This is a genomic window from Nocardia xishanensis NBRC 101358, assembly GCF_001613365.1.
Lineage (GTDB): Bacteria > Actinomycetota > Actinomycetes > Mycobacteriales > Mycobacteriaceae > Nocardia > Nocardia xishanensis.
Genome location: NZ_BDCF01000034.1, coordinates 1 through 25423 on the forward strand (window position 1 = coordinate 1; position 25423 = coordinate 25423).

Annotated in this window: 24 protein-coding genes; 10 read left to right on the forward strand and 14 right to left on the reverse strand. The window is 69.3% G+C overall.

Annotated features, from left to right (window positions below; translation table 11 throughout):
- A partial coding sequence (locus NX1_RS23755) for a biotin/lipoyl-containing protein (RefSeq protein ID WP_305778612.1) occupies positions 1-330 on the reverse strand: 330 nt, incomplete at its 3' end.
- A 259-nt stretch (positions 331-589) separates the two neighbouring features.
- Between NX1_RS23755 and NX1_RS23760 the strand changes: the two genes are divergently transcribed.
- Positions 590-952 (forward strand): oxidoreductase, encoded by a 363-nt coding sequence (locus NX1_RS23760; protein ID WP_068063498.1) that lies wholly within the window; start codon positions 590-592, stop codon positions 950-952.
- Between the two features lie 91 nt (positions 953-1043).
- Here NX1_RS23760 and NX1_RS23765 read toward each other — a convergent pair whose 3' ends face one another.
- Together NX1_RS23765 and NX1_RS23770 are read right to left on the reverse strand one after the other, a co-directional pair.
- Positions 1044-2555 (reverse strand): leucyl aminopeptidase, encoded by a 1512-nt coding sequence (locus tag NX1_RS23765; RefSeq protein ID WP_068063500.1) that lies wholly within the window; start codon positions 2553-2555, stop codon positions 1044-1046.
- Between the two features lie 9 nt (positions 2556-2564).
- Complete coding sequence (locus NX1_RS23770; protein ID WP_068063501.1) at positions 2565-3374, reverse strand: TetR/AcrR family transcriptional regulator; 810 nt, start codon at positions 3372-3374, stop codon at positions 2565-2567.
- 89 nt (positions 3375-3463) lie between these two features.
- Between NX1_RS23770 and NX1_RS23775 the strand changes: the two genes are divergently transcribed.
- From NX1_RS23775 to NX1_RS23790, 4 genes are all read left to right on the forward strand, one after another.
- The gene (locus NX1_RS23775; protein WP_068063503.1) at positions 3464-4075 is read left to right on the forward strand and encodes a GNAT family N-acetyltransferase; all 612 of its coding nucleotides are present in this window, start codon (positions 3464-3466) and stop codon (positions 4073-4075) included.
- Between the two features lie 213 nt (positions 4076-4288).
- Positions 4289-5389, forward strand: coding sequence for a glycine cleavage system aminomethyltransferase GcvT (gene gcvT, locus NX1_RS23780; protein ID WP_068063507.1), 1101 nt, complete (start codon positions 4289-4291; stop codon positions 5387-5389).
- A gap of 71 nt (positions 5390-5460) precedes the next feature.
- Positions 5461-6561, forward strand: a complete 1101-nt coding sequence (locus NX1_RS23785; RefSeq protein WP_068063509.1) for a branched-chain amino acid aminotransferase — start codon at positions 5461-5463, stop codon at positions 6559-6561.
- Between the two features lie 137 nt (positions 6562-6698).
- On the forward strand, positions 6699-7997 hold the full coding sequence (locus NX1_RS23790; RefSeq protein ID WP_157119998.1) for an outer membrane protein assembly factor BamB family protein: 1299 nt from the start codon (positions 6699-6701) through the stop codon (positions 7995-7997).
- Positions 7998-8124: 127 nt separating this feature from the next.
- On the opposite strand, the gene NX1_RS23795 is transcribed toward NX1_RS23790, so the two are convergent.
- The 5 genes from NX1_RS23795 to NX1_RS23815 all read right to left on the reverse strand — a co-directional run bounded on the left by NX1_RS23795 (position 8125) and on the right by NX1_RS23815 (position 12841).
- The gene (locus NX1_RS23795; RefSeq protein WP_068063514.1) at positions 8125-8838 is read right to left on the reverse strand and encodes an MBL fold metallo-hydrolase; all 714 of its coding nucleotides are present in this window, start codon (positions 8836-8838) and stop codon (positions 8125-8127) included.
- A 408-nt stretch (positions 8839-9246) separates the two neighbouring features.
- Positions 9247-10005, reverse strand: a complete 759-nt coding sequence (locus NX1_RS23800) for an adenosylcobinamide-GDP ribazoletransferase (RefSeq protein ID WP_068063516.1) — start codon at positions 10003-10005, stop codon at positions 9247-9249.
- On the reverse strand, positions 10002-11078 hold the full coding sequence (gene cobT, locus NX1_RS23805; RefSeq protein WP_084501698.1) for a nicotinate-nucleotide--dimethylbenzimidazole phosphoribosyltransferase: 1077 nt from the start codon (positions 11076-11078) through the stop codon (positions 10002-10004). The genes NX1_RS23800 and cobT overlap by 4 nt, the downstream gene beginning before the upstream one ends.
- 212 nt (positions 11079-11290) lie before the next feature.
- Positions 11291-11842, reverse strand: a complete 552-nt coding sequence (gene cobU, locus NX1_RS23810) for a bifunctional adenosylcobinamide kinase/adenosylcobinamide-phosphate guanylyltransferase (protein WP_068063520.1) — start codon at positions 11840-11842, stop codon at positions 11291-11293.
- Positions 11843-11866: 24 nt separating this feature from the next.
- Positions 11867-12841 (reverse strand): helix-turn-helix domain-containing protein, encoded by a 975-nt coding sequence (locus NX1_RS23815; protein ID WP_068063522.1) that lies wholly within the window; start codon positions 12839-12841, stop codon positions 11867-11869.
- 86 nt (positions 12842-12927) lie between these two features.
- Here NX1_RS23815 and NX1_RS36505 point away from each other — a divergent pair, with 86 nt between their 5' ends.
- Positions 12928-13083, forward strand: a complete 156-nt coding sequence (locus NX1_RS36505; protein ID WP_157120000.1) for a hypothetical protein — start codon at positions 12928-12930, stop codon at positions 13081-13083.
- Between the two features lie 77 nt (positions 13084-13160).
- Here the strand turns inward: NX1_RS36505 and NX1_RS23820 are convergent, their stop codons facing one another.
- Positions 13161-13832, reverse strand: coding sequence for a DUF3043 domain-containing protein (locus NX1_RS23820; RefSeq protein WP_068063524.1), 672 nt, complete (start codon positions 13830-13832; stop codon positions 13161-13163).
- 190 nt (positions 13833-14022) lie between these two features.
- On the opposite strand from NX1_RS23820, the gene NX1_RS23825 reads away from it, so the two are divergent.
- Entirely contained in the window at positions 14023-14373 is a 351-nt protein-coding gene (locus NX1_RS23825; protein WP_067785873.1) for a HesB/IscA family protein, read from the forward strand.
- A gap of 319 nt (positions 14374-14692) precedes the next feature.
- Positions 14693-15661 (forward strand): carbohydrate kinase family protein, encoded by a 969-nt coding sequence (locus NX1_RS23830; RefSeq protein WP_068063609.1) that lies wholly within the window; start codon positions 14693-14695, stop codon positions 15659-15661.
- A gap of 57 nt (positions 15662-15718) precedes the next feature.
- Here NX1_RS23830 and asnB read toward each other — a convergent pair whose 3' ends face one another.
- Positions 15719-17695 (reverse strand): asparagine synthase (glutamine-hydrolyzing), encoded by a 1977-nt coding sequence (gene asnB, locus NX1_RS23835; RefSeq protein WP_068063526.1) that lies wholly within the window; start codon positions 17693-17695, stop codon positions 15719-15721.
- 398 nt (positions 17696-18093) lie between these two features.
- Between asnB and ctaC the strand changes: the two genes are divergently transcribed.
- Together ctaC and NX1_RS23845 are read left to right on the forward strand one after the other, a co-directional pair.
- Positions 18094-19224 (forward strand): aa3-type cytochrome oxidase subunit II, encoded by a 1131-nt coding sequence (gene ctaC, locus NX1_RS23840; protein WP_373864906.1) that lies wholly within the window; start codon positions 18094-18096, stop codon positions 19222-19224.
- A gap of 13 nt (positions 19225-19237) precedes the next feature.
- Positions 19238-19654 carry a cytochrome c oxidase subunit 4 gene (locus NX1_RS23845; protein WP_068063528.1) on the forward strand — a complete coding sequence of 139 codons (417 nt, stop codon included), beginning with the start codon at positions 19238-19240 and terminating at the stop codon, positions 19652-19654.
- Between the two features lie 60 nt (positions 19655-19714).
- Here NX1_RS23845 and NX1_RS23850 read toward each other — a convergent pair whose 3' ends face one another.
- The 4 genes from NX1_RS23850 to NX1_RS23865 all read right to left on the reverse strand — a co-directional run bounded on the left by NX1_RS23850 (position 19715) and on the right by NX1_RS23865 (position 25416).
- Positions 19715-20545: an SDR family NAD(P)-dependent oxidoreductase gene (locus tag NX1_RS23850; protein ID WP_068063611.1), complete on the reverse strand. Its 831-nt coding sequence runs from the start codon at positions 20543-20545 to the stop codon at positions 19715-19717.
- Between the two features lie 121 nt (positions 20546-20666).
- Positions 20667-21944, reverse strand: coding sequence for an FAD-binding oxidoreductase (locus NX1_RS23855; protein WP_068063532.1), 1278 nt, complete (start codon positions 21942-21944; stop codon positions 20667-20669).
- 184 nt (positions 21945-22128) lie between these two features.
- Positions 22129-23691, reverse strand: a complete 1563-nt coding sequence (locus NX1_RS23860; protein WP_068063612.1) for an alkaline phosphatase D family protein — start codon at positions 23689-23691, stop codon at positions 22129-22131.
- A gap of 132 nt (positions 23692-23823) precedes the next feature.
- Positions 23824-25416: an ABC1 kinase family protein gene (locus tag NX1_RS23865; RefSeq protein ID WP_068063534.1), complete on the reverse strand. Its 1593-nt coding sequence runs from the start codon at positions 25414-25416 to the stop codon at positions 23824-23826.
- Positions 25417-25423: the final 7 nt, after the last annotated feature.

Sequence of the window (25423 nt, forward strand, 5' to 3'; positions counted from 1 at the left end):
CTCGGGTTCCGGCTCCGCGGCGACGGATTCCTCGGCGGCGGCCGGTGCGGCGGCTTCGGGGGCGGGCGCGGGTGCGGCGGCGGGCGCCTCACCGGCATCGCTGATCACGCCGAGCTCGCCGCCGACCTCGACCACATCGTCTTCCTGGGCGACGATCTTCGACAGCACACCCGCCGCCGGGGACGGGATCTCGGTGTCGACCTTGTCGGTGGAGACCTCGAGCAGCGGCTCGTCGACCTCGACCGTGTCTCCTTCCTGCTTCAGCCACCTGGTCACCGTTCCCTCGGTGACGCTCTCACCAAGAGCCGGCATCTGGACGGAGAAGGCCATGTCCGTTGACTCCTCTGACTGCTCGACGGGTTCTACAACAGTTGATCTCTGGCGGGTCGCTCGCCGCTGGTCGCGGTGAAAACCCGGAAGCCACCATCATTCTGAGTGGCACCGGAGATCTGTGTGGTTCTTGTACCGCGGTCCATCCTTGCACTCGTCCGCGTGGCGCGTAGCACAGGGCAGGTCTCTACCGGGAAGCTGGCAGTATGGGAGGACCGGGTGTGAGCTTTTATCCGGTGTACGAAGGAGGTCCGCGTCAATGGGTTTGCTCGATCGTTTCCGTGGCGCGCCGAACCGGGGAGGACCTGCCGCACGTGCGTCGACCTCGCGCAGCGAGGACGCCCGCTATCTCGCCGACTGGGTGCGCGGCCACATCGGCGTCGAGGGGTACCTGGAGCCGAAGACCACTATGACGGATGTCACCGTTGTGTTGGTCGCCGCCGACGGTGAGTGGACGCGGCGGATCGTCGGGGAGCGCGGGGCTCGCCGTCTGGCCGACGATCTGAGCATTCCGGTGTACGAGGTGCGCAAGACGGGATATCCGCAGCGGATGCGGGATTACGACGCCAGGAAGAGGATCGAGCGTCAGCGGGCGTTCGAGGAGGAGTTGCGGGATTTGTAGCGGCGAGTTCCGTTCGAGCGGCTGACCCGTTGGGTGTCTTTGTACTTCGATGAGAGTGCGCCGCCCCAGACAGGACGGCGCACTCCGTGACTCACTCTCCGGCGATGTCCTCGATCACCGCGATCAACGTGCGAACCGGAACGCCGGTCCCGCCCTTGCCGATGTAGCCGAACGGTCCACCCGTGTTGTATGCCGGGCCGGCGACGTCGAGGTGGGCCCACTGCACGCCCTCCGGCACGAATTCCTTCAGGAACAGTGCGGCCGAGAGCATTCCGCCCCAGCGGTGCTGGGCGACGTTGGCGAGGTCGGCGATCTTGGAGTTGAGGTCGGCGCGGAGTTCTGCGGGAAGGGGCATGGCCCAGCCGTTTTCGCCGACTTCGCGGGAGAGGCGGGCGACGCGGTCGCGGAATTCGTCGGTGCCCATCACACCCGGGGTGCGGGTGCCGAGGGCGACCATCTGGGCGCCGGTGAGGGTGGCGACGTCGATCAGGTAGTCGGGGGAGTCCTCGCTCGCGCGGACGATGGCGTCGGCGAGGATCAGGCGACCTTCGGCGTCGGTGTTGAGCACCTCGACGGTGGTGCCGCCGTACTGGGTGAGCACGTCGCCGGGGCGCTGCGCGGTGGCCGAAGGCATGTTCTCGGCCATCGGTACGGTGGCGCTCACCGTGACGGGCAGGCTCAGCCGGGCCGCGAGCAGGGTGGTGGCGATGACCGCGGCGGCGCCGGCCATGTCCGAGGTCATGTTCTCCATGTTCTGCGCGGGCTTGATGGAGATGCCGCCGGTGTCGAAGGTGATGCCCTTACCGACCAGCGCGATCTTCTTGGGGCCGCCGGAGTAGGTGAGCCGCACCAGCCGCGGCGGGCGCGAGGAGCCCTTGCCGACGCCGAGCACGCCGCCGTAACCGCCCGCCTCCAAAGCCTTTTCGTCGAGCACCTCGACCTCGAGGCCAGCGGCCTCGGCCAATACCTGGGCGCGCGAGGCGAATTCGGCGGGGAACAGGTGGCTGGGCGGGGTGTTGACGAAATCGCGTGCGGTGGCGACGGCCTCGGCCACCAGCTGCGCGCGGAACAGCGCCTCTTCGCCGAAATCAGCCTCGGGGACCAGGAACTCGATCCGGGCGACCGGCTGCTCGTCCGGCTTGGGCGCGGACTTCTCCGACCGGAACGGGGTGAACGAGTAGGCGCCGAGGTAGAAGCCTTCGGCCGCCGCGCCGAGATCGAGGCCGGACAGTGTGGTCGCCACCAGCTCCGTGCCGTTGAGCGCGCGGCCCGCGACACCGGCGGAGCGGCGGATCTGCTCCGCGTCCACCTTGTCGGCGGCGCCGAGCCCGACGGCGAGCACGCTGGAGACGTTGTCCAGTCCGGCGGGCGCGGGCACCCGGGTCAGTTCCTCGGCCTTGCCCTTGGCGCCGACCGCGCCCAGCTGGTCGAGCAGCTCCGCGCGGACCTCGGCGGTGAGCACGTCGCCGAACAGGTCGTCGGGCGCGATCGACGGACCGTTCTCCGAAGACGTCAATCCGATCACCAGCACGTCGGTGTCCGGCCCGATGGTTTCGGTGCGCGCCAATTCCGGTCCGAGTGAGCGATCTGCAACAGCGGTCATTGGCACAGGTTATTCGGTCTTCTTCGGGCGGCGCATGGCGACGCCGTCCAGCAGCAGGCCGACGCCTCGCCGCACCAGCTGGTCGAAGTCCAGTTCCGGGCCCGGCGGCCCCGAAGCGAAGAGTTTCCGAAGGACCGGCCTTGCGACGATCAGATCGACCATTTCGGCGCGTGTCATCTCCAAATCCGCCTGCGGTTCTGTGCCCGCCGAACGTCCGCCGCGGTCGGCGCTCCACAGCAGCGCCAGGCCTTGCACGAGACCGGAGCAGGCGAGGTAGGCGGCGAGCGCGTCGTCGCGGGACAGACCGAGTTCGTCCAACGCGGTGAACGAACGCTCCAGGATGTCGAACAGGGCGGGCCCGACCGGCGGCCTGGAGCGCGCCAGCACCGGCAGCAGCCAAGGATGGCGCTGGTAGAGCCGCCATTCCTGTTCGGCCTCGTGGGCAAGGGCGGCGCGCCAGTCGAGCGGCTCCGCGGGCGGCGGGCTCTCGGCGAGTACGAGTTCGGTCATGGCGGTGAGCAGCGCCGTCCGATCCGGAAAGTGCCGATAGAGTGCCGCGGTCGCGACGCCGAGTTCGCTGGCCAGGCGGCGCATGGTGAGCCCGTCGATGCCCTCGCGGTCGGTCAACTCGACAGCGGTGCGGGCGATTCCGACCGCGGTCAGCCGGGCCGGTCGTGGACGGGTGTTGGGGAGGCGCCGGTCGCGGCGGGCCCGGTACGCGCGGGCCTGGCACGAGCGGGAGCAGTAGCGGCGGCGGCGACCGCGGCTCGGCTGGATCAGCGCGCGTCCGCAGGTGGCGCACGGCGGGGATTTCGACACACCAACAAGTGTGACGAAATGCTGGTCGCGCGGCGCTGTGCTCCATAAATTGGCGGCTGTTGACCTCGTCCACTCCCAGGAGGTTCACCATGCAGACAACCGTCCGGCGGGCCGTTATCGATGAGATCGACGCCGTCGCCGCCGCGTTCGCGCGCGGGTCGGTCGACGAGGCGGTATCGACCTGGGTGGTCGCCGATCATCCGGAGATCGCGGAGGCCTTTCGTGCCGAACACGCGCCGCGCCTGATGGAACGCGCCATCCGCGACGACGAGGTGTGGCTCGCGGGCGTGGGCGACGAGATCTGGGCGGTCTCGCTCTGGCAGACGGTGACCTCGGCGGATCGGGTCCTCGCCGAGGCGGCAGAGGCGCGCGCCATGGCCGAGGCCGCGCCGGGCCTGCGTCCGCTGACCAGGATGGTCGCCGTCACCGCGCTGCTCGCCGAACATCATCCGCGCGAGTTTCCGCACCGCTACTTACAGGCGATCGTCACCGTGCCGGAACACCGCGGCAAGGGCGCGGGGGGCGCCATCCTCGCCGACCGGTTGAAGGCGTTCTCCGACGCGTCCGAGACCGCGTTCCTGGAGGCGAGCACCGAACGCTCCTCCCGGCTCTACGCCCGCAATGGGTTCGTTCGCACCGGCGTCACGCACACGTTGCCCGATGCGGGGCCAACCCTTATCCCGATGTGGTTCCGTGGCTGACGCGACGGATGGACCGGTCCGATCGAGCGGCGGGCGGGCGGCGCTGGTGCGCGAGGACGGGCCCACCCTCATTCGGGTGCGGTTCTGCCGCTGACGCCATGGAAGGAATCGATCCGGACTAGCGGCGGTGCGGCGGGACACCGCGCGACGACGTCGTCGCGCGAGCGCCCGGACCGCGGCCCGACCGCCCCGCACAGCGGTTAAGCTCGCCGGGTGACCGAGACGAACCTGCTGCAAGGCCCGATCCACGATGTCCACGTCGAGCTGGGTGCGACGTTCGCGCCGTTCGGCGGGTGGGAGATGCCGGTCTCGTACGCGGGCACGGTCGGGGAGCACCAGGCGGTGCGCACCGCCGTCGGTCTGTTCGACGTGAGTCATCTCGGCAAAGCGACGGTCGCCGGGCCCGGTGCTGCGGCGTTCGTGAATTCCGCGCTCACCAACGATCTCGGCCGGATCCGTCCGGGCAAGGCGCAGTACACGCTGTGCTGCACGCCCGAGGGCGGCGTGATCGATGACCTGATCGCCTATTACGTCAGTGACGACGAGATCTTCCTCGTGCCGAACGCGGCGAACACCGCGGCGGTGGTCGAGGCTCTGCGCGCCGCGGCCCCCGCGGGCATCACGGTCACCGACGAGCACCGGGAGTACGCGGTGTTCGCGGTGCAGGGCCCGCGCTCGACCGAGGTGCTCACCGCGCTCGGCCTGCCCACCGACATGGAGTACATGGCCTACGCCGACGCCGAATGGGACGGGCGTCCGGTCCGGGTCTGCCGCACCGGCTACACCGGTGAGCACGGCTACGAGCTGCTGCCGCGCTGGGACGACGCCGCGGCGGTGTTCCGCGCGCTCGCCGAGCAGGTCGAGGCCGCGGGCGGTCAGCCCGCCGGTCTCGGCGCGCGCGACACCCTCCGCACCGAGATGGGCTACCCGCTGCACGGACACGAACTGTCGCTGGGGATTTCACCGGTGCAGGCGCGGGCCGGTTGGGCGGTCGGTTGGAAGAAGCCGGAGTTCTGGGGCAAAGCCGCACTGGAGAAGGAGAAGTCGGACGGACCGCGGCGAACCCTGCTGGGGCTCAAGGCGCTCGATCGTGGCGTGCTGCGTCAGGGCCAGTCCGTGCTGCGCGGCGGCGAACCCGTCGGCGAGACCACCTCGGGCACCTTCTCGCCGACGCTCAAGGTCGGCATCGCGCTCGCACTGCTCGACACGGACGCCGAGCTCGAGCCGGGCACCGAGGTCGAGGTGGACGTGCGCGGCCGCCGTTTGCGCTGCGAGGTCGTCAAGCCGCCGTTCGTGCAGGCGCGCACCGCCTGAGCCGAGGCGATAGCCGAGTCGTTTCCCGACAGGTGGACGGTAGGAAATCCGGCACCGATAGGATCACCTGCATGACCGTTGCCGCACAGTTCGCCCATGTTCCGCATCCTGCGCCCGCTCCGGCGCAGCGGGTACAGGAGATTCTGGCGGCGCCGGGGTTCGGCCGGTTCTTCACCGATCACATGGTGTCGATCGACTACACCGCGGGCGAGGGCTGGAGCAACGCGCGAGTCGAGCCGTACGGCCCGCTGCCGCTGGATCCGGCCACCATGGTCTTCCACTACGGCCAGGCCATCTTCGAGGGCCTCAAGGCGTACCGGCAGAGCGACGGCAGCGTCTCCTGTTTCCGTATCGACGCGAACGCGACCCGCTTCCGTAAGTCGGCGCGCCGCATGGCGATGGCCGAGCTGCCGGAGGAGCTGTTCGTCGAGTCGGTGCGCCAGCTGCTCGAAGTGGACGAGCGCTGGGTGCCCGCCGCGGGCGGCGAGGACTCGCTCTACCTGCGGCCCTTCATGTTCGCCACTGAGGCGGGCCTGGGCGTGAAGCCCGCCGCCTCCTACAAGTACCTGCTGCTGGGTTCGCCAGCGGGCGCGTACTTCCCGCGCGGCGTGAAGCCGGTGCGGGTGTGGTTGTCCACCGAGTACGTGCGCGCCGCCCCCGGCGGCACCGGCGAGGCCAAGGTCGCCGGTAACTACGCCGCCTCGTTGCTCGCTCAGGCGCAGGCCTCCGAAAAGGGCTGCGACCAGGTGGTGTGGCTGGATGCCTGCGAGCGTCGCTACGTCGAGGAGATGGGCACCAACAACCTGTTCTTCGTCTTCGGCTCCGGTTCCGAGGCGCGGCTGGTGACCCCCGAACTGTCGGGCTCGCTGCTGCCCGGCATCACCCGCGATTCGCTGCTCACCCTCGCCGCCGACTCGGGTTACCTCGTCGAGGAGCGCAAGGTTTCGGTGGAGGAGTGGCGCAAGGGCGCCGAAAGCGGTGAGATCAGCGAGGTTTTCGCCTGCGGCACCGCCGCCGTCATCACCCCCGTCGGCTGGGTGCGCTCCGCGGAAGGCGAATTCACCATCGGCGGAGGCGAACCCGGCGCGGTCACCATGGCGCTGCGTGACACGCTGACCGGTATCCAGCGCGGCACCTTCGAAGACAAGCACGGCTGGATGCGCGGTATGTGAGCAAGGCTCGCCCCGGGGAGTGGGCGGGTTGTGACCTCGATTGCCGGGGAGTGGGGAGGGACGTAGTGCGTCGATCGATCGTGGCTGCAATCTTGTTGGCAGCACTGAGCGTTTCGGCCTGTGGCGGTGGGACTTCGGTGCCGGACAAGGTAGTTCTCACTACTACGTCAGTAGTCGCGGCGCCGACCACTACCGGGCATCCCGCCAATCCCGAGCCGGTGTGGTCGAAAGCCGGTATGGACTTCGATAATTCGCCGGATTCGTGGATGTCGGTGGTGGGCAACGCGGTCCTGATTCCGAGCGAAGGAGCGCTCGTCTCGGTCGACCGTGCAACCGGCCGTGAGTTGTGGCGCAGGGAGCCGAGGCGGGAAGAGAAGGATTACTCTTACGCGGTGAGCGGCGACGCCGTCGTTTTCCTGGAGGGCAATGGCGTACCCGGAGGCCCGGAGCTGGTGGAGGTCATCGAGCCCGCCGATGGCAGGACGCTGTGGCAGGCGAGCGCGGATGACGTGGTGGTCTTCGACAAAGCGATCTACACGGTCGAGTGCGCGCGCGGGCGTGACGACTGCTCCTCCATGCGACACGACATCCGATCCGGCACGCCGACGTGGGCCACCCCGGCGGGCGGAGCGGTCGACGAAGACACCGTCGGTGTCCGGCATCGACGCGCTGCGGCAGAACCGGCACTGGTGGCCATCGCGGTGGAAGACCCGGCGTCGACCGCGAAGCGCCCGTGGGCACTCGTCGAGACGTCGACGGGGACCGTCCTCCCTGGCCGCGCCGAGCACCACGCCTGGTACAACCTCGCCGCGGGCGATCTGCTGGTGGCGACCGATCATCACGCGTCGTCCGGCAGCGGCATCTGCCTCGTCTCGATCACCGCGACCGACGCGCGCAGTGACGCCGAACGCTACCGCGGCGCGGTCTACAGTGGCCGCCGTAAGAACGGCGAGTGCCAGAACACGCTCGCCCCGGCCTTCGATGACCAGTTCATCGGTGCGGGCACTCGCATCGCGGCGGTCACCGATTCCGGTGCGCCGCAATTGTTCGACCTCGCGACCGGAACGACGGTGTGGACCGGCTCGGGCACCGGCAGCCCGCTGGATGGCGACGAACGATCACTGCTGTTCAGTGAGTTCGCCGATCAGGGCGCGCTGTCGTTGTTCGACATCGCGACCGGCTCGACGAAGTGGACGGTGCCCGATCCGGGTTTCGGTCCAACGGCGACGAGGCAGCGGCCCACGATCGTCGCGGGTGACCGGGTGGTGGTCGGCGGTTTCCTCGAGTCGGCGGGTGGGTACGTCACGATCGTCTTCGACCGCGACTCCGGCCGAGAGCTCCAGCGATACCGGGGCTACCTGTGCGGCGCGGGGACGGACTGGGTTGCCGTCGACGCCCACCGCGACGGACAGCATGCGCTGGAGTTCCATCGTTGAGACGAGAACGCGCCACGCTGCTACCGCCCGATCGACCTCGGTCGTGGTTGCTTACGAAGGGGCGATCGCTGGTCGCGGGTGCAGCGCGGGCCTTGGTGGACGGCAGATGGATCGCAGCGCGGGCTGGTCAGCCCGGCATCAGCATCTGCCACTGCTCGAGCGTCTGCGGTCGCATGACGTAGTTGTTGTCGCGGATGGACGACAGCGCCGCGCTCGGTTCGTGCGAGTACCAGTGGCCCGGGTAGACGACCGGGTCGCCCTGGAGTCCGGCGAGATAGCGCAGGCTGCGGAACATTTCGTCGGAGTCGCCGCCGGGGAAGTCGGTGCGGCCGCAGCCGTCGACGAACAGGGTGTCGCCCGCGATGAGTCGATTGTCGAACAGGAAGCACTGGCTGCCCGGGGTGTGCCCCGGGGTGTGTAATAGCTCGATCTCGAAGGCTCCGACTTCGACTTTGTCGCCGTGCTCGTGACCGGTGAGTTCGCTGGGCGCGATGCCGGTGACGTTGGCGACCCAGGACAGTTCCTTGTCGTTCACGTGCACGGGCACACTGGTCTTCTCCAGCAGTTCGCGCACGCCGCGCAGGGTGAAGCCGAGCATGGTGCCGCCGACGTGGTCGGGGTGGTGGTGGGTGGCGAGGACTCCGGTGACGCGCAGTCCGTCGGCCTCGGCGACCGACACCAGATCGCCCGCGGCGTAGGCCGGATCGACCACAACGCACTCGCCCGTCTCCCGATCACCGATCAAGTAGGCGAAATTCCGCATCTGCGTCGCGATCGGATCACCGACGGCGTAGTCCCGCCCGGACAGCAGTTGTCGAAAATAGAGGCGCTCGGAAGACATACCGCCCACATTAGATCCTGACCCAGACGGTTGGTGGGCCAGTGCGGAAAAGATTCCGTTGGGTCGGATCGGAGTGTGCGCAAACCGGTGGCGAGTGGGTAGCGTCGCCGTCTTCGGCGGTGCGCCGAGTGTTGCTTTCGTCGCGATTCGCGCGGGGCGAGTTCGTCGGTTCGTCGATTTCGATTGTCCGCCAACGACTTTCCCGGCTCGAGTGGGTAGTGCGCGAACGTAACCGGACATCGCGGCGTGCCAGTGGCCCGAGACTGGTCACGTGAAATCGGTGCTGGGCGAACCGCACCGCAACCGGGTGCGCCCATTCTCGGCGCACAGTGGGGAGACGAAGTTCATACACCGTCAAACGCGATATATATCACCAAGTGATACCGGGGGTTACGTCAATTTTCTGATTTATCCGGTAAGCGAGAGTCCGGCCGCGGCAACAGTGACCGAAATCTCTATGCCCGCGCCGAGCACGTCGCCCGACGAACCCCCGAACCTGCGCACCATGTGCCGGACCGCAAACGTCGCGACGGCCACGGACACCGCGATCGCGATCGGCCCGAGCCACGTGCGATCCGGCACCGCCAGGACGCCGCAGGACAGTGCGACAACCACCCACGCCGCGCCGGTCAGCGGAGACTGAGTGCCGGACACGAGCGCGCCGAACATGGCTCCCGGCGCGGCGGGCACCCCGCGGCGGCAGGCGAGGACGACGACGGCCCGCCCGGTCGCGACGGCCAGCGCCACCGCGAACCACCGCCCGGCATCGGCCAGCGCCGCGAAGGCGAACGACTGCGCGCCGATGGCGAAGACCAGCGCGGCCACGCCGAACGGTCCGACCCCGCCGCTCTTCATGATCTGCCGCGCGCGCTCTGGCGGGCCGTAGCTGCCCAGTCCGTCCATCGAGTCGGACAAGCCGTCCAAGTGCATGCCGCGGGTGAGCAGCGCCAGCGCAGCCACGGTCACCAGTCCGGCCAGCGGTGCGCTCGCACCCGCGCCGGTCAGCGCCCACAGCAACGCGGCCGCCATCGCGCCGAGCAGGGAACCGACGACGGGCGCCAGTGCGATCGCACGGCGCGCCGCGGCTCGATCCACCTTGTCCGGGCCGCGCACCGGAAGCACGGTCAGCCAGGAGACGGCCAGCCGGATTCCGGCGCCCGGCGTCATTTGGTCAGGTTCGGGGCGGCCGGGGCCGCGTCGTCGGCGGTGCTGACGCCCGCCTCGCCGAAGGTGGCCATCTCGGCCAGCGCGGCCACGGCGGCGCGCAGAATGGGCAGCGCGGTGAGCGCGCCGGAGCCTTCGCCGAGCCGCATGCTCATGTCGACCAGCGGTTCCAGGCGCAGCTGCTTCAGCGCCAGATCGTGCGCGGGTTCGGTGGAACGATGTCCGGCCAGCCACCAGGCGCTCGCGCCGGCAGCCAGATCCTCGGCGACCAGCGCGGCCGCGGTGACCACGACGCCGTCCAAGATCACCGGCGTGCGACGGGTCGCGGCCTGCGCGAGAAAGCCCGCCATGGCGGCGAAGTCGGCGCCCGCGGCGACCCGCAGCAGATCCACCGGATCCTTGGCGACCGGCCGCGCGCGGCGCATGGCGTCGCGAATGGCCGCGACCTTTCGTGACCAGCCCGCGTCGTCCACGCCGGTGCCGCGCCCGACCGCGACGACCGGCTCGGTGTCGGTGAGCGTGGCGATGAGCACGGTGGCGGGCGTGGTGTTGCCGATGCCCATGTCGCCCGCGACGAGCAGGTCGGCGCCGCCGTCGATCTCCTCGTCGGCGATGGCGCGGCCCGCGGCGATGGCGGCCTGCACTTCCTCTTCGCTCAGCGCGTCCTCGCGGTCGATGGAACCGCTCGACCTGCGCACCTTGTGCTTGCTCACCACGGAATCGGTCTCGGCGTCGACCGAGATGTCGGCGACGCGCACGCTCGCCCCCGCGACCGCGGCCAGCGCGTTCACCGCCGCGCCGCAGCCGAGGAAGTTCGCGACCATCTGCGCGGTCACCTCGCTCGGGTACGCCGACACACCGTGCCGCGCGACGCCGTGATCACCGGCGAAGACGACGACCCTGGCACGTTCGAACTGCTTCGGCGGGCACACGCCCTGGCAGGCGGCGACCCAGTTGCCCAGCGTCTCCAGGCGGCCCAGCGCCCCAGCGGGTTTGGTCAGCTGCGTCTGCCGCTGTTCGGCGGCCGCGCGAATCCGCGCGTCGGGGGGCGCAACCGGTCCGAATCCGTGTGTCACTGTCGAGCCTCTCCGGTCGGGCGGCGTCCGCCGCACGTGCTTCCGACGCCCAATCTTGCCCGGAACGCGTCGCCCGTACCGCACCTACCCGTATCCTCGACGCCTGTCTCCGTCGTGACCGCCGTTCCCTATCGAGCGGAGCCGATTGGATTCGACGGAGTGACAGGGCGGTTCGACACGGACTTGCCGCCACCGCGCTCTCCCGAGCGGTCTTACTTCAAGCGAACGGGCAGACCGGCGACGACGAGGAACGCTTCGTCGCAGGCCTGCGCGAGGCGCTGGTTGAGGGCGCCGATCTCGTCGCGGAACAGGCGGCCGGAGCGGGTCGCGGGGATGACGCCCATGCCGACCTCCGGGCTGACGACGATCAGCCGGTGCCGGTAGGCGGCGACGGCCGAGACGAGGGCTTCGGTGTCGGGGGCGACGGTGCCGCGCGGGGAATCCCAGGCGTCGAGCGCGTCGATGCGCGCGGTCAGCCAGGTGCCGATGTCGTCGACCAGCGTCGCGGCGTCGGGTGCTGGATCGGCGAGAACCGCTGCGGCATCGGCGCTTTCGACCACCGTCCAGTCGGCGGGGCGGCGCTCCCGATGACGGGCGATGCGTTCGGCGAAGTCGTGGTCATCCGGATCGGGGACCGACGTCGCGACGTACCTGACCGCTCCCGTCGCCGCGGCGAGGTTCTCCGCGAACGCCGACTTTCCCGAGCGAGCCCCGCCGAGCACAAGCGTCCGCGACGGACGCGCGGTTCCGGAATCCTGCGACACGCCAGCACGCTACCAACCGGATTCTCAGCCCGTCGGCGACGTGGCGCCGAAGCGTCGGCGGTATTCGGTCGGGGAGATGCCGACCAGTCGTTGGAAGTGGTGGCGCAGCAAGGCGCCGGAGCCGAAGCCCGCGCGCGCGGCGATCTGTTCGAGGCCCTGTTCGGTCTCTTCCAGCAGGTGCTTGGCGTAGAGGACGCGCTGGTTGGTGAGCCATTTCACCGGGGTGGTCCCGGTCTCGGCGGCGAAGCGGCGGGCGAAGGTGCGTGTGGACATCATCGAGCGCGCGGCCAGGTCGTCGACGGTGTGCGCCAGGTCGAGGTTCTCGCTCATCCACTGGAGGGTCGTCGTGAGGCTGTCGGAGGTGCAGGCGGGGACCGGGCGTTCGATGAACTGGCGCTGCCCGCCGTCGCGCTGCGGCGGCACGACCATGCGGCGGGCGATGCCGTTGGCGGCGGCGCTGCCGATCTCCCTGCGCACCAAGTGCAGACAGGCGTCGATGCCGGCGGCGGTGCCCGCGCTGGTGATGAGGTTGCCCTCGTCGACGAAGAGGACATCGGGATCGACGGTGGCGGACGGATAGCGCTCGGCGAGCTGATCGACGTAGCGCCAGTGCGTGGTGCATTTGCGTCCGTCGAGCAGGCCCGCCGCGCCCGCTACGAACGCGCCGGAGCAGACGGTCAGCACGATCGCACCGGCGTCCGAGGCGCCGCGAACGGCGTCGACGATCCGCGGGTCGAGCCCTTCCAACAGCGCGGTGGCCGGGGCGGCGGGGACCGCGACGAGGTCGGCCTCGAGGAGTTCCTCCAGTCCGAACTCGGGCGTGATCGTCACCCCGGGCGTCGTGGAGCGCAGCGGCTTGCCGGGTTCCGACCCGCAGACCTTGAAGTCGAAGCCGGGCAGTCCGTCGGCGGTGCGGTCGAGACCGAAGACCTCGCAGACCACGCCGAACTCGAACATGGCGAGCTTTTCGAACAGCACGACCGCGACCTTCGACAGCATGCCCCGAGGGTACCTGGCCGGATTTTTGCGAACAATGGCATCACTGCCACTTTCGGCGGAAAATCAATCAGCGCAAAATTTCTGCCATGCTGACTTTCTTTCTCCTCGCGACAGTCATCGTGGCCGTCCCACTCTTCCTCGCTCGCGGTCGCGGACTCGCCGGATCCACTCACGTGACCGACCGGGACGCCCAGCGACTGCGCGCCGAGCTCAACGCCATGCGCTTCTCGCACCACCGCTGAAATACGAAAACGGCCGTCCGTGGCACATGCCACGAACGGCCGAACTCCAAGCTTCGGGGCGATCGCCGCTCGAACTCCTACACCGCCTCGCCGGGGCCGACCCGCGGCTTCGGCGCCCGCATCTTGCGGATCTGCGAGGCGCGGACGAAGGCGTACCAGCCCAGCCGGTAGCCGGTGTCGGTGGTCTCGGGGAACCGCTCGCGGACCCGGTTGTTCACGATCCGGCCGAGGATGACGCCCTCGATGATCATGAACAGCATCATCACGAGCATGGCCAACGTCACGATCGTCTGCAGACCGGGCGCGGCGAACATGGACATGATCAGCACCAGCGCCATCGGCATGAACAGGCCGACCAGGTTGCGCCTGGCGTCGACGAGATCGCGCACATAGGCGCGGACCGGGCCCTGATCGCGCGGCAGCAGGTACTTGTCCTCACCCGCGAGCATCCGGGCCCTGCGGTCCTGGGCGGCGAGCTTGCGCTCGGCGCTGGCGGCCTTGCGCTCCTCCTTGGTGCCGCGGGTGGCCTTGCGGCGCGCCCGCGCCTCCTTGGCGGTCAGCGGCGCGGGCGCGACCGGTCCGCGCCGCTTGCCTTGCGCCTCACGACGTTTCGGTGTGGGACGGCCCTTGCCGGGTGTGACCGTGGGGGTGGTCTTGGTGGTGATGGCGGTCGAGCCGCCGTTCGCGTCCGCCGTGGTGTCGGCGGTCGCGTCGGTGGTGCTGGACTCGCCGCGACGGAACAATTTCACAGCAACCAGGCTATTCGATGCGCCAGCCAGCCGGAAATGCGGTCGTGGGGATGGCCGCGCAACATCGAGGTTGTGTCAACCCGCGAGGGGTCGAGTGGCAAGATGGGGAATAGCAGCCCGCTGAGTGGTGTTGACTCCACGAGCCGTGCGCTGTTCACGGGTTGACCCACAGCTGTCCTTAGGAGAGTTCATGACTGTGCCGAACGAGACGACCACCCACGGTGTGACTCTGACCGATGCCGCCGCCTCGAAGGCCAAGGCGCTGCTGGATCAGGAGGGCCGCGACGACCTGGCGCTGCGCATCGCGGTGCAGCCCGGTGGTTGTGCGGGCCTGCGCTACCAGCTCTTCTTCGACGACCGCTCGCTCGACGGCGACCTGACCGTCGACTTCGGCGGCGTCACCCTGGCCGTCGACCGGATGAGCGCTCCCTACGTCCAGGGCGCCTCGATCGACTTCGTCGACACCATCGAGAAGCAGGGTTTCACCATCGACAACCCGAACGCCACCGGCTCCTGCGCCTGCGGCGACTCCTTCAACTGATCCGCAAGAGGCGTACCCGCGCCTCCGCCGAGGCCGCGCGCGGCTGTTGACGCACCGCGTCCGGCCGCGCCGACTCGTACCCGCACGCCGGATCCGCTGCGCAGCTCGGCGTACCTCTGCCGTCGCAGCTGTCAGAAGGAACTGGCTCAGCTGCTGATCGGCCGTACCCGTGCCGCCGCTCCGGCCGTGCGCGGACTCTCGGCGGACCGCGCCGATTGCGTCGATGCCTCTGGAGCGCACCGGGGATCGGCTACGGTGGGAGCGGGGATTTCGATCTCCCCGCACCGCCTGCCGCCTACCGTTGAAGGGCCCCAGCCTCGTGTCTATCGCCGTGTCCGCGTCCATTGCGACCGACCACCTCATGCGTTTCCCCGGACGGTTCGCCGATGTGCTCCTGGCCGATCAACTCGATCATGTTTCGCTGAGCTTCCTCGTCGACGATCTCCAGATCCGCCGCGGCGGTGTGGCAGGCAATATCGCCTACGCCATGGGCGTGCTGAATCGCACGCCGCTGCTGGTCGGCGCGGTCGGCGCCGATTTCGCCGAGTACCGCGCCTGGCTGGAGCGGCACGGCGTTGACTGCTCGACGGTCCACGTCTCCGATCGCGCGCACACCGCACGCTTCGTCTGCACGACCGACGACGACATGGCCCAGATCGCGTCCTTCTACCCCGGCGCGATGAGCGAGGCGCGCGACATCTCCGTCGCCGAGCTGGCCGAGACCAGGCAGCTGGATCTGGTGCTCGTCGGCGCCAACGACCCCGAGGCGATGCTGCGCCACACCGAGGAATGCCGCGAGCTCGGCATCCCGTTCGCGGCCGACCCCTCGCAGCAGCTCGCGCGCCTGGACGGCGACCAGGCGGTGCGCCTGATCGACGGCGCCGCATACCTTTTCACCAACAAGTACGAGTGGGCGCTGCTGCTGCAGAAGACCGGCCTGAGCGAAGACGAGATCGCCAAGCGGGTCGGCATCCGGGTCACCACCCTGAGCGCCGACGGCGTGCAGATCGTCGACAAGGACGGCACCGAGGTCCACGTCGGCGTGGTCCCCGAGCGCACCAAGGTCGAGCCGACCGGCGTCGGCGACGCGTTCCGCGCCGGCTTCCTCACCGGCCACACCGCAGGACTGAGCCTGGAGCGCTCCGCCCAGCTCGGATCGCTGGTCGCGGTGCTGGTGCTGGAGACCATGGGGACCCAGGAGTGGACACTCAACAAGGACGAAGCGCTCGAGCGTCTCACCGACGCCTACGGCGCGGAGGCCGCGAACGACATCAAGCCGCTGCTCTGAGCGCAGCACAGCGCCCCTCGGTCACCGACCGAGGGGCGCTGTCGTGTTCACGGGCCTTTACAACGAGACCGGGTAGACCGGCTCCTGGATCTCCGGCTTGATCCGGTCCTCGACGAAGATGCCGTGCCACACCATGAAGACCAGCAGCGTCCACAGCCGCCTGCTGTGGTCGGACCGACCGGCGCGGTGGTCGTCGAGCATGGTCTTGATGGCGGCCTTGTCCAGCAGATGGTCGGTCTGCGAGTCGGCGATCTGAGCCTGCGCCCAGTCGAAGAGCTCGGTGCCGCGCAGCCAGTGCCGCAGCGGGACCGGGAAGCCGAGCTTGGCGCGGTGCAGCACGTGCGGGGGCACGATGCCCTCCAACGCCTGGCGCAACGCGTACTTGGTGGTCTCCTTGGTGATCTTCTGCTCGAAGGGCAGCCGCTCGGCGACCTTCAGCACCTCGGCGTCCAGGAACGGCACCCGCAGCTCGAGCGAGTTGGCCATGGTCATCTTGTCGGCCTTGACCAGGATGTCGCCGCGCAGCCAGGTGAACAGGTCGAGGTGCTGCATGCGCGCCACCGGGTCCCAGCCCCGGGACTGGGCGTAGATCGACGCGGTGACGTCCTGATGGGTCCACTCCGGGCGGAACTCGCGCAGCACGGCGCGCAGCTGGGCGTCGTTGAAGCTGCGGGCGTTGCCGTAGTAGCGCTCCTCCAGCGTGAGCGAGCCGCGGTGCAGCAGGCTCTTGCCGCGGGTGCCATCCGGAATGCGGTCGGAGAGCTTGCCCGCCAGCCTGCGCAGCCCCTTCGGCAGGTATTCGAAAGGCTTGAGCGACAACGGTTCCCGATAGATGGTGTAGCCGCCGAACAGCTCGTCGGCACCCTCGCCGGATAGCACGACCTTGACGTGCTTACGTGCCTCTTTGGCCACGAAGTACAGCGGAACGAGCGCCGGGTCGGCCACCGGGTCGTCCAGGTACCAGACGATCTCCGGGATGGCGGCGGCGAACTCGGCGGGCGAGACCACCTTGACGATGTGGCGGGCGCCGATCGCCTCGGCGCTCTCGGCGGCCACGTCCACCTCGGAGTAGCCCTCGCGCTCGAAGCCGGTGGTGAAGGTGATCAGGTTCGGGTTGTGCCGCATGGCGAGCGCCGCCACCGCGGTGGAGTCGATGCCGCCCGAGAGGAACGACCCGACGGTCACGTCGGCGCGCATGTGCTTGGCGACCGAGTCCTCCAGCGCCGCCGCGATCTCGCGGTAGCGGGCGGATTCCGAACCCGGCGTGAAGGGGCGCACCGTGAAGCCCGGCCGGAAGTAGCGGGTGAGCTTCGGCTCTTCGCCGGGGCGGACCGTCGCGTAGGTGCCCGACTCGAGCCGCCTGATGCCCTTGTGCAGCGTCTCGGGCTCCGGCACGTACTGCAATACCGTGTAGTGCTCCAGCGCGCGCGGGTCGAGCTCGTCGGAGGACCGCAGCGCGGGCAGCAGGTCGAGCAGGCTCTTCTTCTCGCTGCCGAAGGCGGTGCCGCCGGGGCCGGTGGCCAGGAACAGCGGCTTGATGCCGAACGGATCGCGGGCCAGGAACAGCTCGCTGGTCTCGGTGTCCCAGATCGCGAAGGCGAACATGCCGCGCAGCCGCCGCACCGCCTCGGCGCCCCAGTAGTGGAAGGCCGCCACGATGGCCTCGCTGTCGCCCTCGGTGGCGAACATCTTCCCGTCCGGGAACTCGGCGCTGTGCGCCGCCGCCAGCTCCTCGCGCAGCTCGATGTAGTTGTAGATCTCGCCATTGAAGGTGAGCGCGTAGCGCTCGGGGTTGTCGGCGGGACCCCAGCGCAGCGGCTGGTGCGAGTGCTCGATATCGATGATCGACAGTCGGTTGAAGCCCAGGACTAGGTGGACAGGAGCGGAGCCTGCGGAGCGACCATCGGTTCCGTCGTGCCAGGTGCCGCGCTCGTCGGGGCCGCGGTGGCGCATGCAGTGCAGCGCGTTGTAGACCTGGTCGACCACGTCGGATGTCGCCGCGTCAGATGTCAGGAATCCGAGCAGTCCGCACACGGTGTCGGCAACCTCGTTTCTCCGGTGAGGGACGCCGCGTGACGGACGTCCGGATGGCTTGGGGTGCTGCGGCGCGCGCCACGCACACCGCGGGCCGAAATGTTGTGTCCGAGTATGCCGCACGCGGCGAATTCGCGCGCCGCGCACGTCCTGTCCTGCGCGGATGCGCTGGTCGCCGCCCCCGCTCCCGCGCCGGTGGGGTGTCGAACGCGACCCGACGTCAATGAGGACGCCGGTTTGGTCTACGCTGCGTAGTACTCAGGCCATTCTCAGGCGACGCGTGCGCGGAGTCGGATGCCCGCCGGGACGGCCTGACATGAGCTTGAAAAGTGTCGTCAGGGCGGATCGCGGCCCCGGCGGCGCACTGTCGGAAGTGTGGCGACCAGGAAGGCGTGAGCGTGGCGCACAAGGCGAGCGAAGAGATCGGGGCACGACCCGTGAAGGGGCAGTATTCACCCGCCCCGTCGGCTTCGCCGACCAACCATCCCCGAGGCCGCGTCCTTCGGCGGGCCGGGCTGGCGGTGTCCTTGGGGATCACCGCGATGCTCGTCTCGGGCTGCTCGATCGACAATGTTTGGCTGCGGTTCGGCTGGCCCTCGGGTATCACGCCGCAGGCCACCCGGATGCGGGAGCTGTGGACCTGGTCGGTCGTCGCCGCGCTGGCGATGGGTGTGCTGGTCTGGGGTCTGACCTTCTGGACCGTCGCGTTCCACCGCAAGAAGAAGGACTCCCCGGAGTTCCCGCGGCAGACCGGTTACAACGTGCCGCTGGAGCTGACCTACACGGCGATCCCGTTCGTCATCATCGCGGTGCTGTTCTACTTCACCGTGGTGGTGCAGAACTACGTCCACGAGAAGGTGGACAACCCGGACGTGACGGTCGACGTGACCGCCTTCCAGTGGAACTGGAAGTTCGGCTACCGCGAGGTCGACTTCAAGGACGGCTACCAGTTCAACGGCATCGACTCCCCCCGCGAGGAAGCCGCCCAGGCGCAGCTGGAGGAGTACGCGGAGCGGACCAAGGACGGTCACCCGCAGCCGGGCCCGGTGCACGGCAAGCCGGAGAACGACATCCTCTCTTACCTGCACTACGACACCGTCGAGACCGTCGGCTCCAGCAACGAGATCCCGGTCCTGGTGCTGCCGACCGGCAAGGTCGTCGAGTTCCAGCTCGCCGCCGCCGACGTGATCCACTCCTTCTGGGTGCCTGAGTTCCTGTTCAAGCGCGACGTGATGCCGAACCCGAAGGAAAACCACTCGGACAACGTCTTCCAGATCACCAAGATCGAGAAGGAAGGCGCGTTCGTCGGCCGCTGCGCCGAGATGTGCGGTACCTTCCACTCGATGATGAACTTCGAGGTCCGTGCCGTGTCGCCGGAGAAGTTCACCAAGTACCTCGACGCGCGTCGGGCGGGCAAGACCAATGCCGAGGCGCTCGAGGCGATCGGTGAGTCCCCCGTCGCCACCTCCACCCGGCCGTTCAACACCGACCGCTCGGTCAAGAGCGCGGCCGCGCCCGAGACCAAGTGAGGACTGATCTGACATGAAGATCGAAGCGCGCATTTTCGAACTGCTGACGGTGTTCTTCGTCATCGTCGGCATCGTGTACGGCTTCTTCACCGCCCAGTCGCGCACCGGCGTCGAGTGGGCGGGCACCACCGCGATCGTGCTGACCGCGGGCCTGTCGCTGATCATCGGCACCTACTTCCGGTTCGTCGCCCGTCGTCTCGACCTGCGCCCGGAGGACTTCGAGGACGCCGAGATCGTGGACGGCACCGGTGACCTCGGCTTCTTCTCGCCGGGCAGCTTCTGGCCCATCACCCTCGCGGCCGCCGGTTCGGTCACCGCGCTCGGCCTGGCCTTCTTCGAGCTGTGGCTGATCGGTGTCGGCGTGCTGTGCGTGCTCGCCGCCGCGGCGGGCCTGGTGTTCGAGTACCACCTCGGCCCCGAGAAGCACTGAGACGAACACGAAGCGCCCCGCTGGAAAACCGGTGGGGCGCTTCGCCGTTTCCGGGGTCCGTCAGAAGCCGAACGCTTGGCGCAGGCGGGTGGTCGAGCGCGGTGCGGCGCCGGCCAGGTCGCGCAGCCTGCGGGCGAACCGCGGGTGAGCGCCGCCGCGGTCGGTGACGGCGGCCTCGACGGCGCGGGCCACCTCCGCCGGATCGCGCTCGTACTCGTCGGCGAAATCCGGGTCGTCGCCGTGCAGCGCCGGATAGTCGATCGCGGTGACGTGGACGCCGCTCGGCCCCAGCTCGGCCTCGGCGCACTCGGCGAAGGTGGTCCACGCCGCCTGAGAGCTCGCGTAGGAGGCGAAACGGGCCGCCGTGGCGGTGTTGTGGTGCGCGGGGCCGACATTGACGACACGACCCGAGCCGGAGCTGAGCATCGCGGGGAGCAGTCCGAGGGTCAGCCGCAGCGGCCCGAAGTAGTTGACGGCCATCATGCGCTGGTAATCGCGGAAACGGTCCAGCGAGTGCGCGACGGGCCGGTGCACCGGGCGGCCCGCGTTGTTGATCAGGATGTCGACCGCGCCGAATTCCGCGAGCACCCACTCGACGAGTTGATCGACGTCGCCGAGCGCCGAGAGATCGCAGCGGAACCAGTGCGCCCTGCCGCCCGCGGCCACGATCTCCTCGCAGGCCGTGATGAGCTGATCACCGCGCCGGGCGACCAGCAGCAATTCGGCGCCGTGCTCCGCGAGCAGCGCGGCGATGGCGCGGCCGACCTCGGAACAGGCGTCGGTAACGAGAATCCGTTGATCGGCCAAGGATTGGGCGTCGGGCAAGTCGGGGCGCGACGCGCGGCGCTTGCGTTCGACGAAACGGGCCGGGGCAGGGCGAAATTCGAGCATCGAGACAGCCTTCGCATCGGATGACATGCTGAACTGACCCATCGACACCCAGCCGACAGTGCCGAGTCGGCCACGGCCGCCGGATGATAGCTACTTCCCAGTGACCGTGGCGCGACACAGTTTAATCGGCCGACTCGTACCGCATGGCGTGTTCGGACGCGCAGATCTCATCGATTCCGGCGACGATGTCGCGCAGCAGCTCCGAGGGCAGCGCGGACGGACGCAACCGGCAGGTGAAGGTGATCAGGCCGTGGTCCTCGGCGGGCAGGTTGCGCGCGGCGGCCTCGTCCCGCAGGTAGCTGGAGCGCACGCCGTAGGTCATCGCGGAGATGACGGTGAAGCAGCCGGTGCGCTCCCGGTGTCCGGAGAACAGGTCGTGCAGCCGGTAGAACACCGAGGCGTAGGTGGACAGCGGCGCGAAAATGCCGACGCGGTAGGCGGGTCCGCGCTCCGAGGAGCTGATCACCGTGTCGGCGAGGTATTCCGCGTCGCGCAGGGTGAGCACCTTCGGGGCGAACATCAGCGCGCCCGCCGCGGCGTTGCGGACCGGCATGCCCGCCTTGCCGCCCGCGTGCGATGCGATGGCGCCCAACGACTTCCGAGTGCGAGTGCCGACCTCGCGGCGGGCCCGCAGCGAACGGGTCGGCGTGGTGGGGTAGAGGCTGGACCACTGACCGAACCGCACGGTGCCGAGCTGCACGTGGCCGGTGCCGACCGGTCGCGCCACCTTCAGCGGCGCGGTGTCGACCCAGCGGCCGACCTGCAACGCCGCGTTGCCGGGGTTCGCGATCTCCGTGTGCGCGTGCTCGACGAAGGAGTCGAAATCGAGGAACCGGTCGGCGTCGGTGGTGAGCCAGGTGTGGTCCTTGTCGATGTCGACGGCGTCCAGGGTGAGCGCGGTGATGATGCCGGCCCGCCCGCCCGCGCCGAGGATGCGGTGGAACCGCTCCGTGTGGTGGTGGCGCCCGCAGGTGCCGATGCGCCCGTCCGGGTCGACGTATTCCAGATCCACGATCTGGTCGATGAACAGGCCGTACCGGTGCGAGGCGCTGCTCACGCCGCCGACCGAGGCGAAGCCGCCCGCGGTGATGTCGCGGTGGTCGCCGACGATTGGCAGACCGAGTCCGTGCGCGCCGAGGCGGCGGTCTATATCGGAGAGCTTGGCGCCCGCCTGCACGCGGACGGTGCGACGACCGAGGTTGATGTCGAGCACCGAGTTCATCCGGCGCAGCGAGACCACGGTGCGCTGATCGGGCAGTGTCAGGGTGTCTTCGACCTGCTCGCCGCCGCGGACCGCGAGGCGCTCCGCGCGGCCGCGTGAATTCCGCACGGTGCGAACGACATCCGCGGTGTCACGGGGTAGATATTCTTCGGCGGAGACAGTCTGCGGCGTGCTCATGGCACGACAGCTAACCACAGTCTGGCGCTCGGTGCGCACCCGAAGTCGGAGGCTCTTTCTCCGCACCAGGACAACCCCTTTCGACCTGCGACGATGCCGATGTCGTCCGCCTCCGTGAGCAGGGCTCTGGACGCCCGGCCGGACACCCCCGCGGGCATGCCGCGCACCGGCCCCGGGTTCCGGCTCAACGGCCCGGCGCGGGCAGGCGCCGACTGAACAACACCGTGCCCGTCGCGTCGCACAGATCCACCGTGAGTTCGGCGGAACGGCCATCGATGCGGACCTCGCCGAAATGCTGATAGGCGCCGTCCAGCGGCGAGGTGTTCGGCGCGGGCGGCGCGTGCACGAAGACGGCCTCGGGACCGAACGTGGGGTCGAGTTGATTCGGGCCGAAGGCGCCCGCGTTGAGCGGCCCGGAGACGAACTCCCAGAACTCGTCGAAATCGGTGAACGCCGCGCGCTCGGGGGAGTAGCGGTGCGCCGCGGTGTAGTGCACGTCGGCGGTCAGCCACACCACGCCGGTGACCCGGTTCGCTTTGATCGCCGAAAGCACCTGCGCGATCTCGGATTCGCGACCCGACGGCGCACCCGGGGCTCCGTTGGCCGGGCCCTCGAAGGCGGTCTTGCCGTCTGGCACCACCACGCCGAGCGGCAGGTCGTTGGCGACGATCTTCCAGGTGGCCCGCGACTCGCGCAGGCCCTCGATCAGCCATTTCGTCTGCGCCGCACCGAAGATCCTGCCCTCGGGCGCGGTGTTGGCGCCGTTGACGTCCTTGTAGGTGCGCATGTCGAGGACGAACACGTCCAGTAGCGGGCCGTAAGAGACCTTGCGGTACAGCCTTCCGTCGACGGCCTCCTTCGGGTCCACGGGCATCCACTCGTGGAACGCCTGCCACGCGCGAGTGGCGAGGGTGTCCATGCTGCGCTCGGTGTAGCCCTTGTCCGCGGCGACGGTGCCTCCGGGGTACCAGTTGTTGACCGTCTCGTGGTCGTCCCACTGAACCAATTGCGCCACCGCGGTATTGAACCCGCGATAGTTCCGGTCGGACAGGTTGTAAGCGTACTGACCGCGGAACTGGTCGAGCGTCTGGGCGACCGCGCTCTTGGCCTCTGTGACGGTGTTGCGCCAGATCCGGCCGTCGGGGAGGGTGACCGACTCCTGGAGCGGAACGTCGGAGTAGACGACGTCGCCGGAGTGCAGGAACAGGTGCGGGTCGCGGGCGGCCATGGTCGAGAAGATCCGCATCCCGCCCAGATCGGGATTGATTCCGTAACCCTGGCCCGCGACGTCACCCGACCACTGGAGCTTGATGTCGGCCGGGCCGGTCGGTGCGGTGCGGAACACGCCGGTCAGCGGTTCGGAGGTGGCGCCGTCCTCGGCTTCGAGGGTGACGCGATAGTGCACCAGCGAGCCTGAGGGCAGTCCGGCGACGCGGACCCGTCCCGTGCCGTCCGCGTCGGGCGTGAGCAGCGGACCGGTGAAACGGCGCGCGTCGGTGAAGGATTCGGTGGCGGCGGTCTCCACGATCAGCGTCGCGGGCCGGTCCGAGCGAGCCCAGATCAGCGCGCCGTCGGAGCGCGGGTCGCCGACCGCGACGCCGTGCGTCAGGTTCGGCCGCTGCCGAACCAGGACGGGTCCGTCGTCGGCGCCGCAGGCGGCAAGCGCGGGCCCGGCGACCAGACCGAGCGCGGACGTGCGCAGCAGGGTGCGCCGGGAGATGCCGAGTGCCGGACCGCCGTGTGCCATGGTCGTCACCCTCACGCAGTCATCTCAACGCCGCGTGAACGGCCGCTGTCGGTCCGGCCAATTGACCGGGCCGCACGTGGCATCCCGGTGAAACGGTCCTCGCGGCGAGCCGCGCTCACCGGGAGGTGGCGTTCAGTCGCCGGGTTCGGCCGGTCGGTTCGTCGTCGGGGCGTCGCTGGTGATGGCCCGTTGTGCGCCGGGTTCGGTTGGGTGCTCGTGTCCGGGTGCGAGCGCCGGGGCGTCGGCGGCCTTCGGCGCGAGTGTGAGCCGGGCGCTCGGTCGGTCGGAGTTCATGCGGCGCAGCGGTTCGGTGGGATTGTCCGGCGGCCATGGCGAACTCGCGTCGTCGAGGCCGAGCGCGGCGATCACGTCGGGGAACCAGCGGGTGCATTCGGTGCGCAGCGGTAGTTCGGGCTGGAGTTGCGACATCACGCTCACGCCCGCAAGGAACGTCCGCAGCATCGGGGTGTGCTCGGCGGGCATGGTCAGCTGCCGGATCACGTTGGACAGGCTCAGATCCACTGTGGCCGAGACGCGTTTGCGCAACCACTCGCTGGTGAGGCGGAAGGTGGGGTCGAGCATGGCGTCGCGCATCGGCGCCAGTTGCTCGACCACGGTGTGACTGTCCAGCGCGCGGTCCGGTTCGACGTAACCGCGGCGGCGGATCGCCGCCTCCAGATCGGCCGGGTCGCCGGACAGGATCGCCTGGGCGATATCGGTCAGCGCGTCGAGGTAGCCGGGCGGGAACGACGCGCACGCGCCGAAATCGACGATCCCGAGCCGACCGTCGGGCATGATGCGGAAATTGCCAGGGTGCGGATCGCCGTACAGCAAACCGGCTTTCGTCGGACCGGACAGCAGGAAGCGCAGCACGAGCAACCCGATCCGGTCGCGATCGAACGGCGCGCGGTGGGTGAGCATCCGCGACAGCGAGACGCCGTCCAGCCATTCGGAGATCAGCACGTCGCCCTGCTGCGCCACCACGCCGGGCACCACGAAATCGGGGTCGTTCGCGTAGGCCGCGGCGAAGCTGCGCTGATGCGCGGCCTCGATCTCGTAGTCGAGTTCCTCGCCGATGTAGGCGCACAGCGCCTCGATCACCGCGCGCGAATCCGCGCCGGGCAGCAGCGCGGTGAACAGGGGAGCGATCTGGCGCAGCGCCTGCAAATCGCTGAGCACGGCCTCGCGCGCGCCGGGGTACATCACCTTCACGGCCACCCGGCGGCCGTCGCGCCACACCGCGCGGTGCACCTGGCCGACGGAGGCGGCCGCCGCGGGCCGGTCCTCGAATTCCAGGAACAACGCCCGCCAGTTCGGGCCGAGCTGGGCGGCAAGCGCCGTATGCACCATCGGCGGCAGCATCGCCGGCGCCGAATCCTGTAGCTGGTTGAGCGCGTCGCGGTAGGGCGCGGCGAAATCCGCGGGCAGTGCGAGCTCGTACAGCGACATCAGCTGCCCGAGCTTGGCCACGCAGCCCTTGAGCTCGCCGAGCACGTCGAACAGGTGCTGGGCGGTCCTGGCCTGGATCTCGCGGTTCACCTCGTCCGCGGAACGGCCGAGCATGCGTTTGCCCGCGCCCGCGACCCGCCTGCCCGCGAACGCCACCGGCAGTCCGGCCAGCTTCGTGGTGCGGGCGAGCCTGCCCGTCGGCGGATCACCGGCGGGCTCGGCGTCGATACGCCTGGGCAGCTTCAGAATTCGACCACCGGGGTCGCGGCGGACCATGCTCACC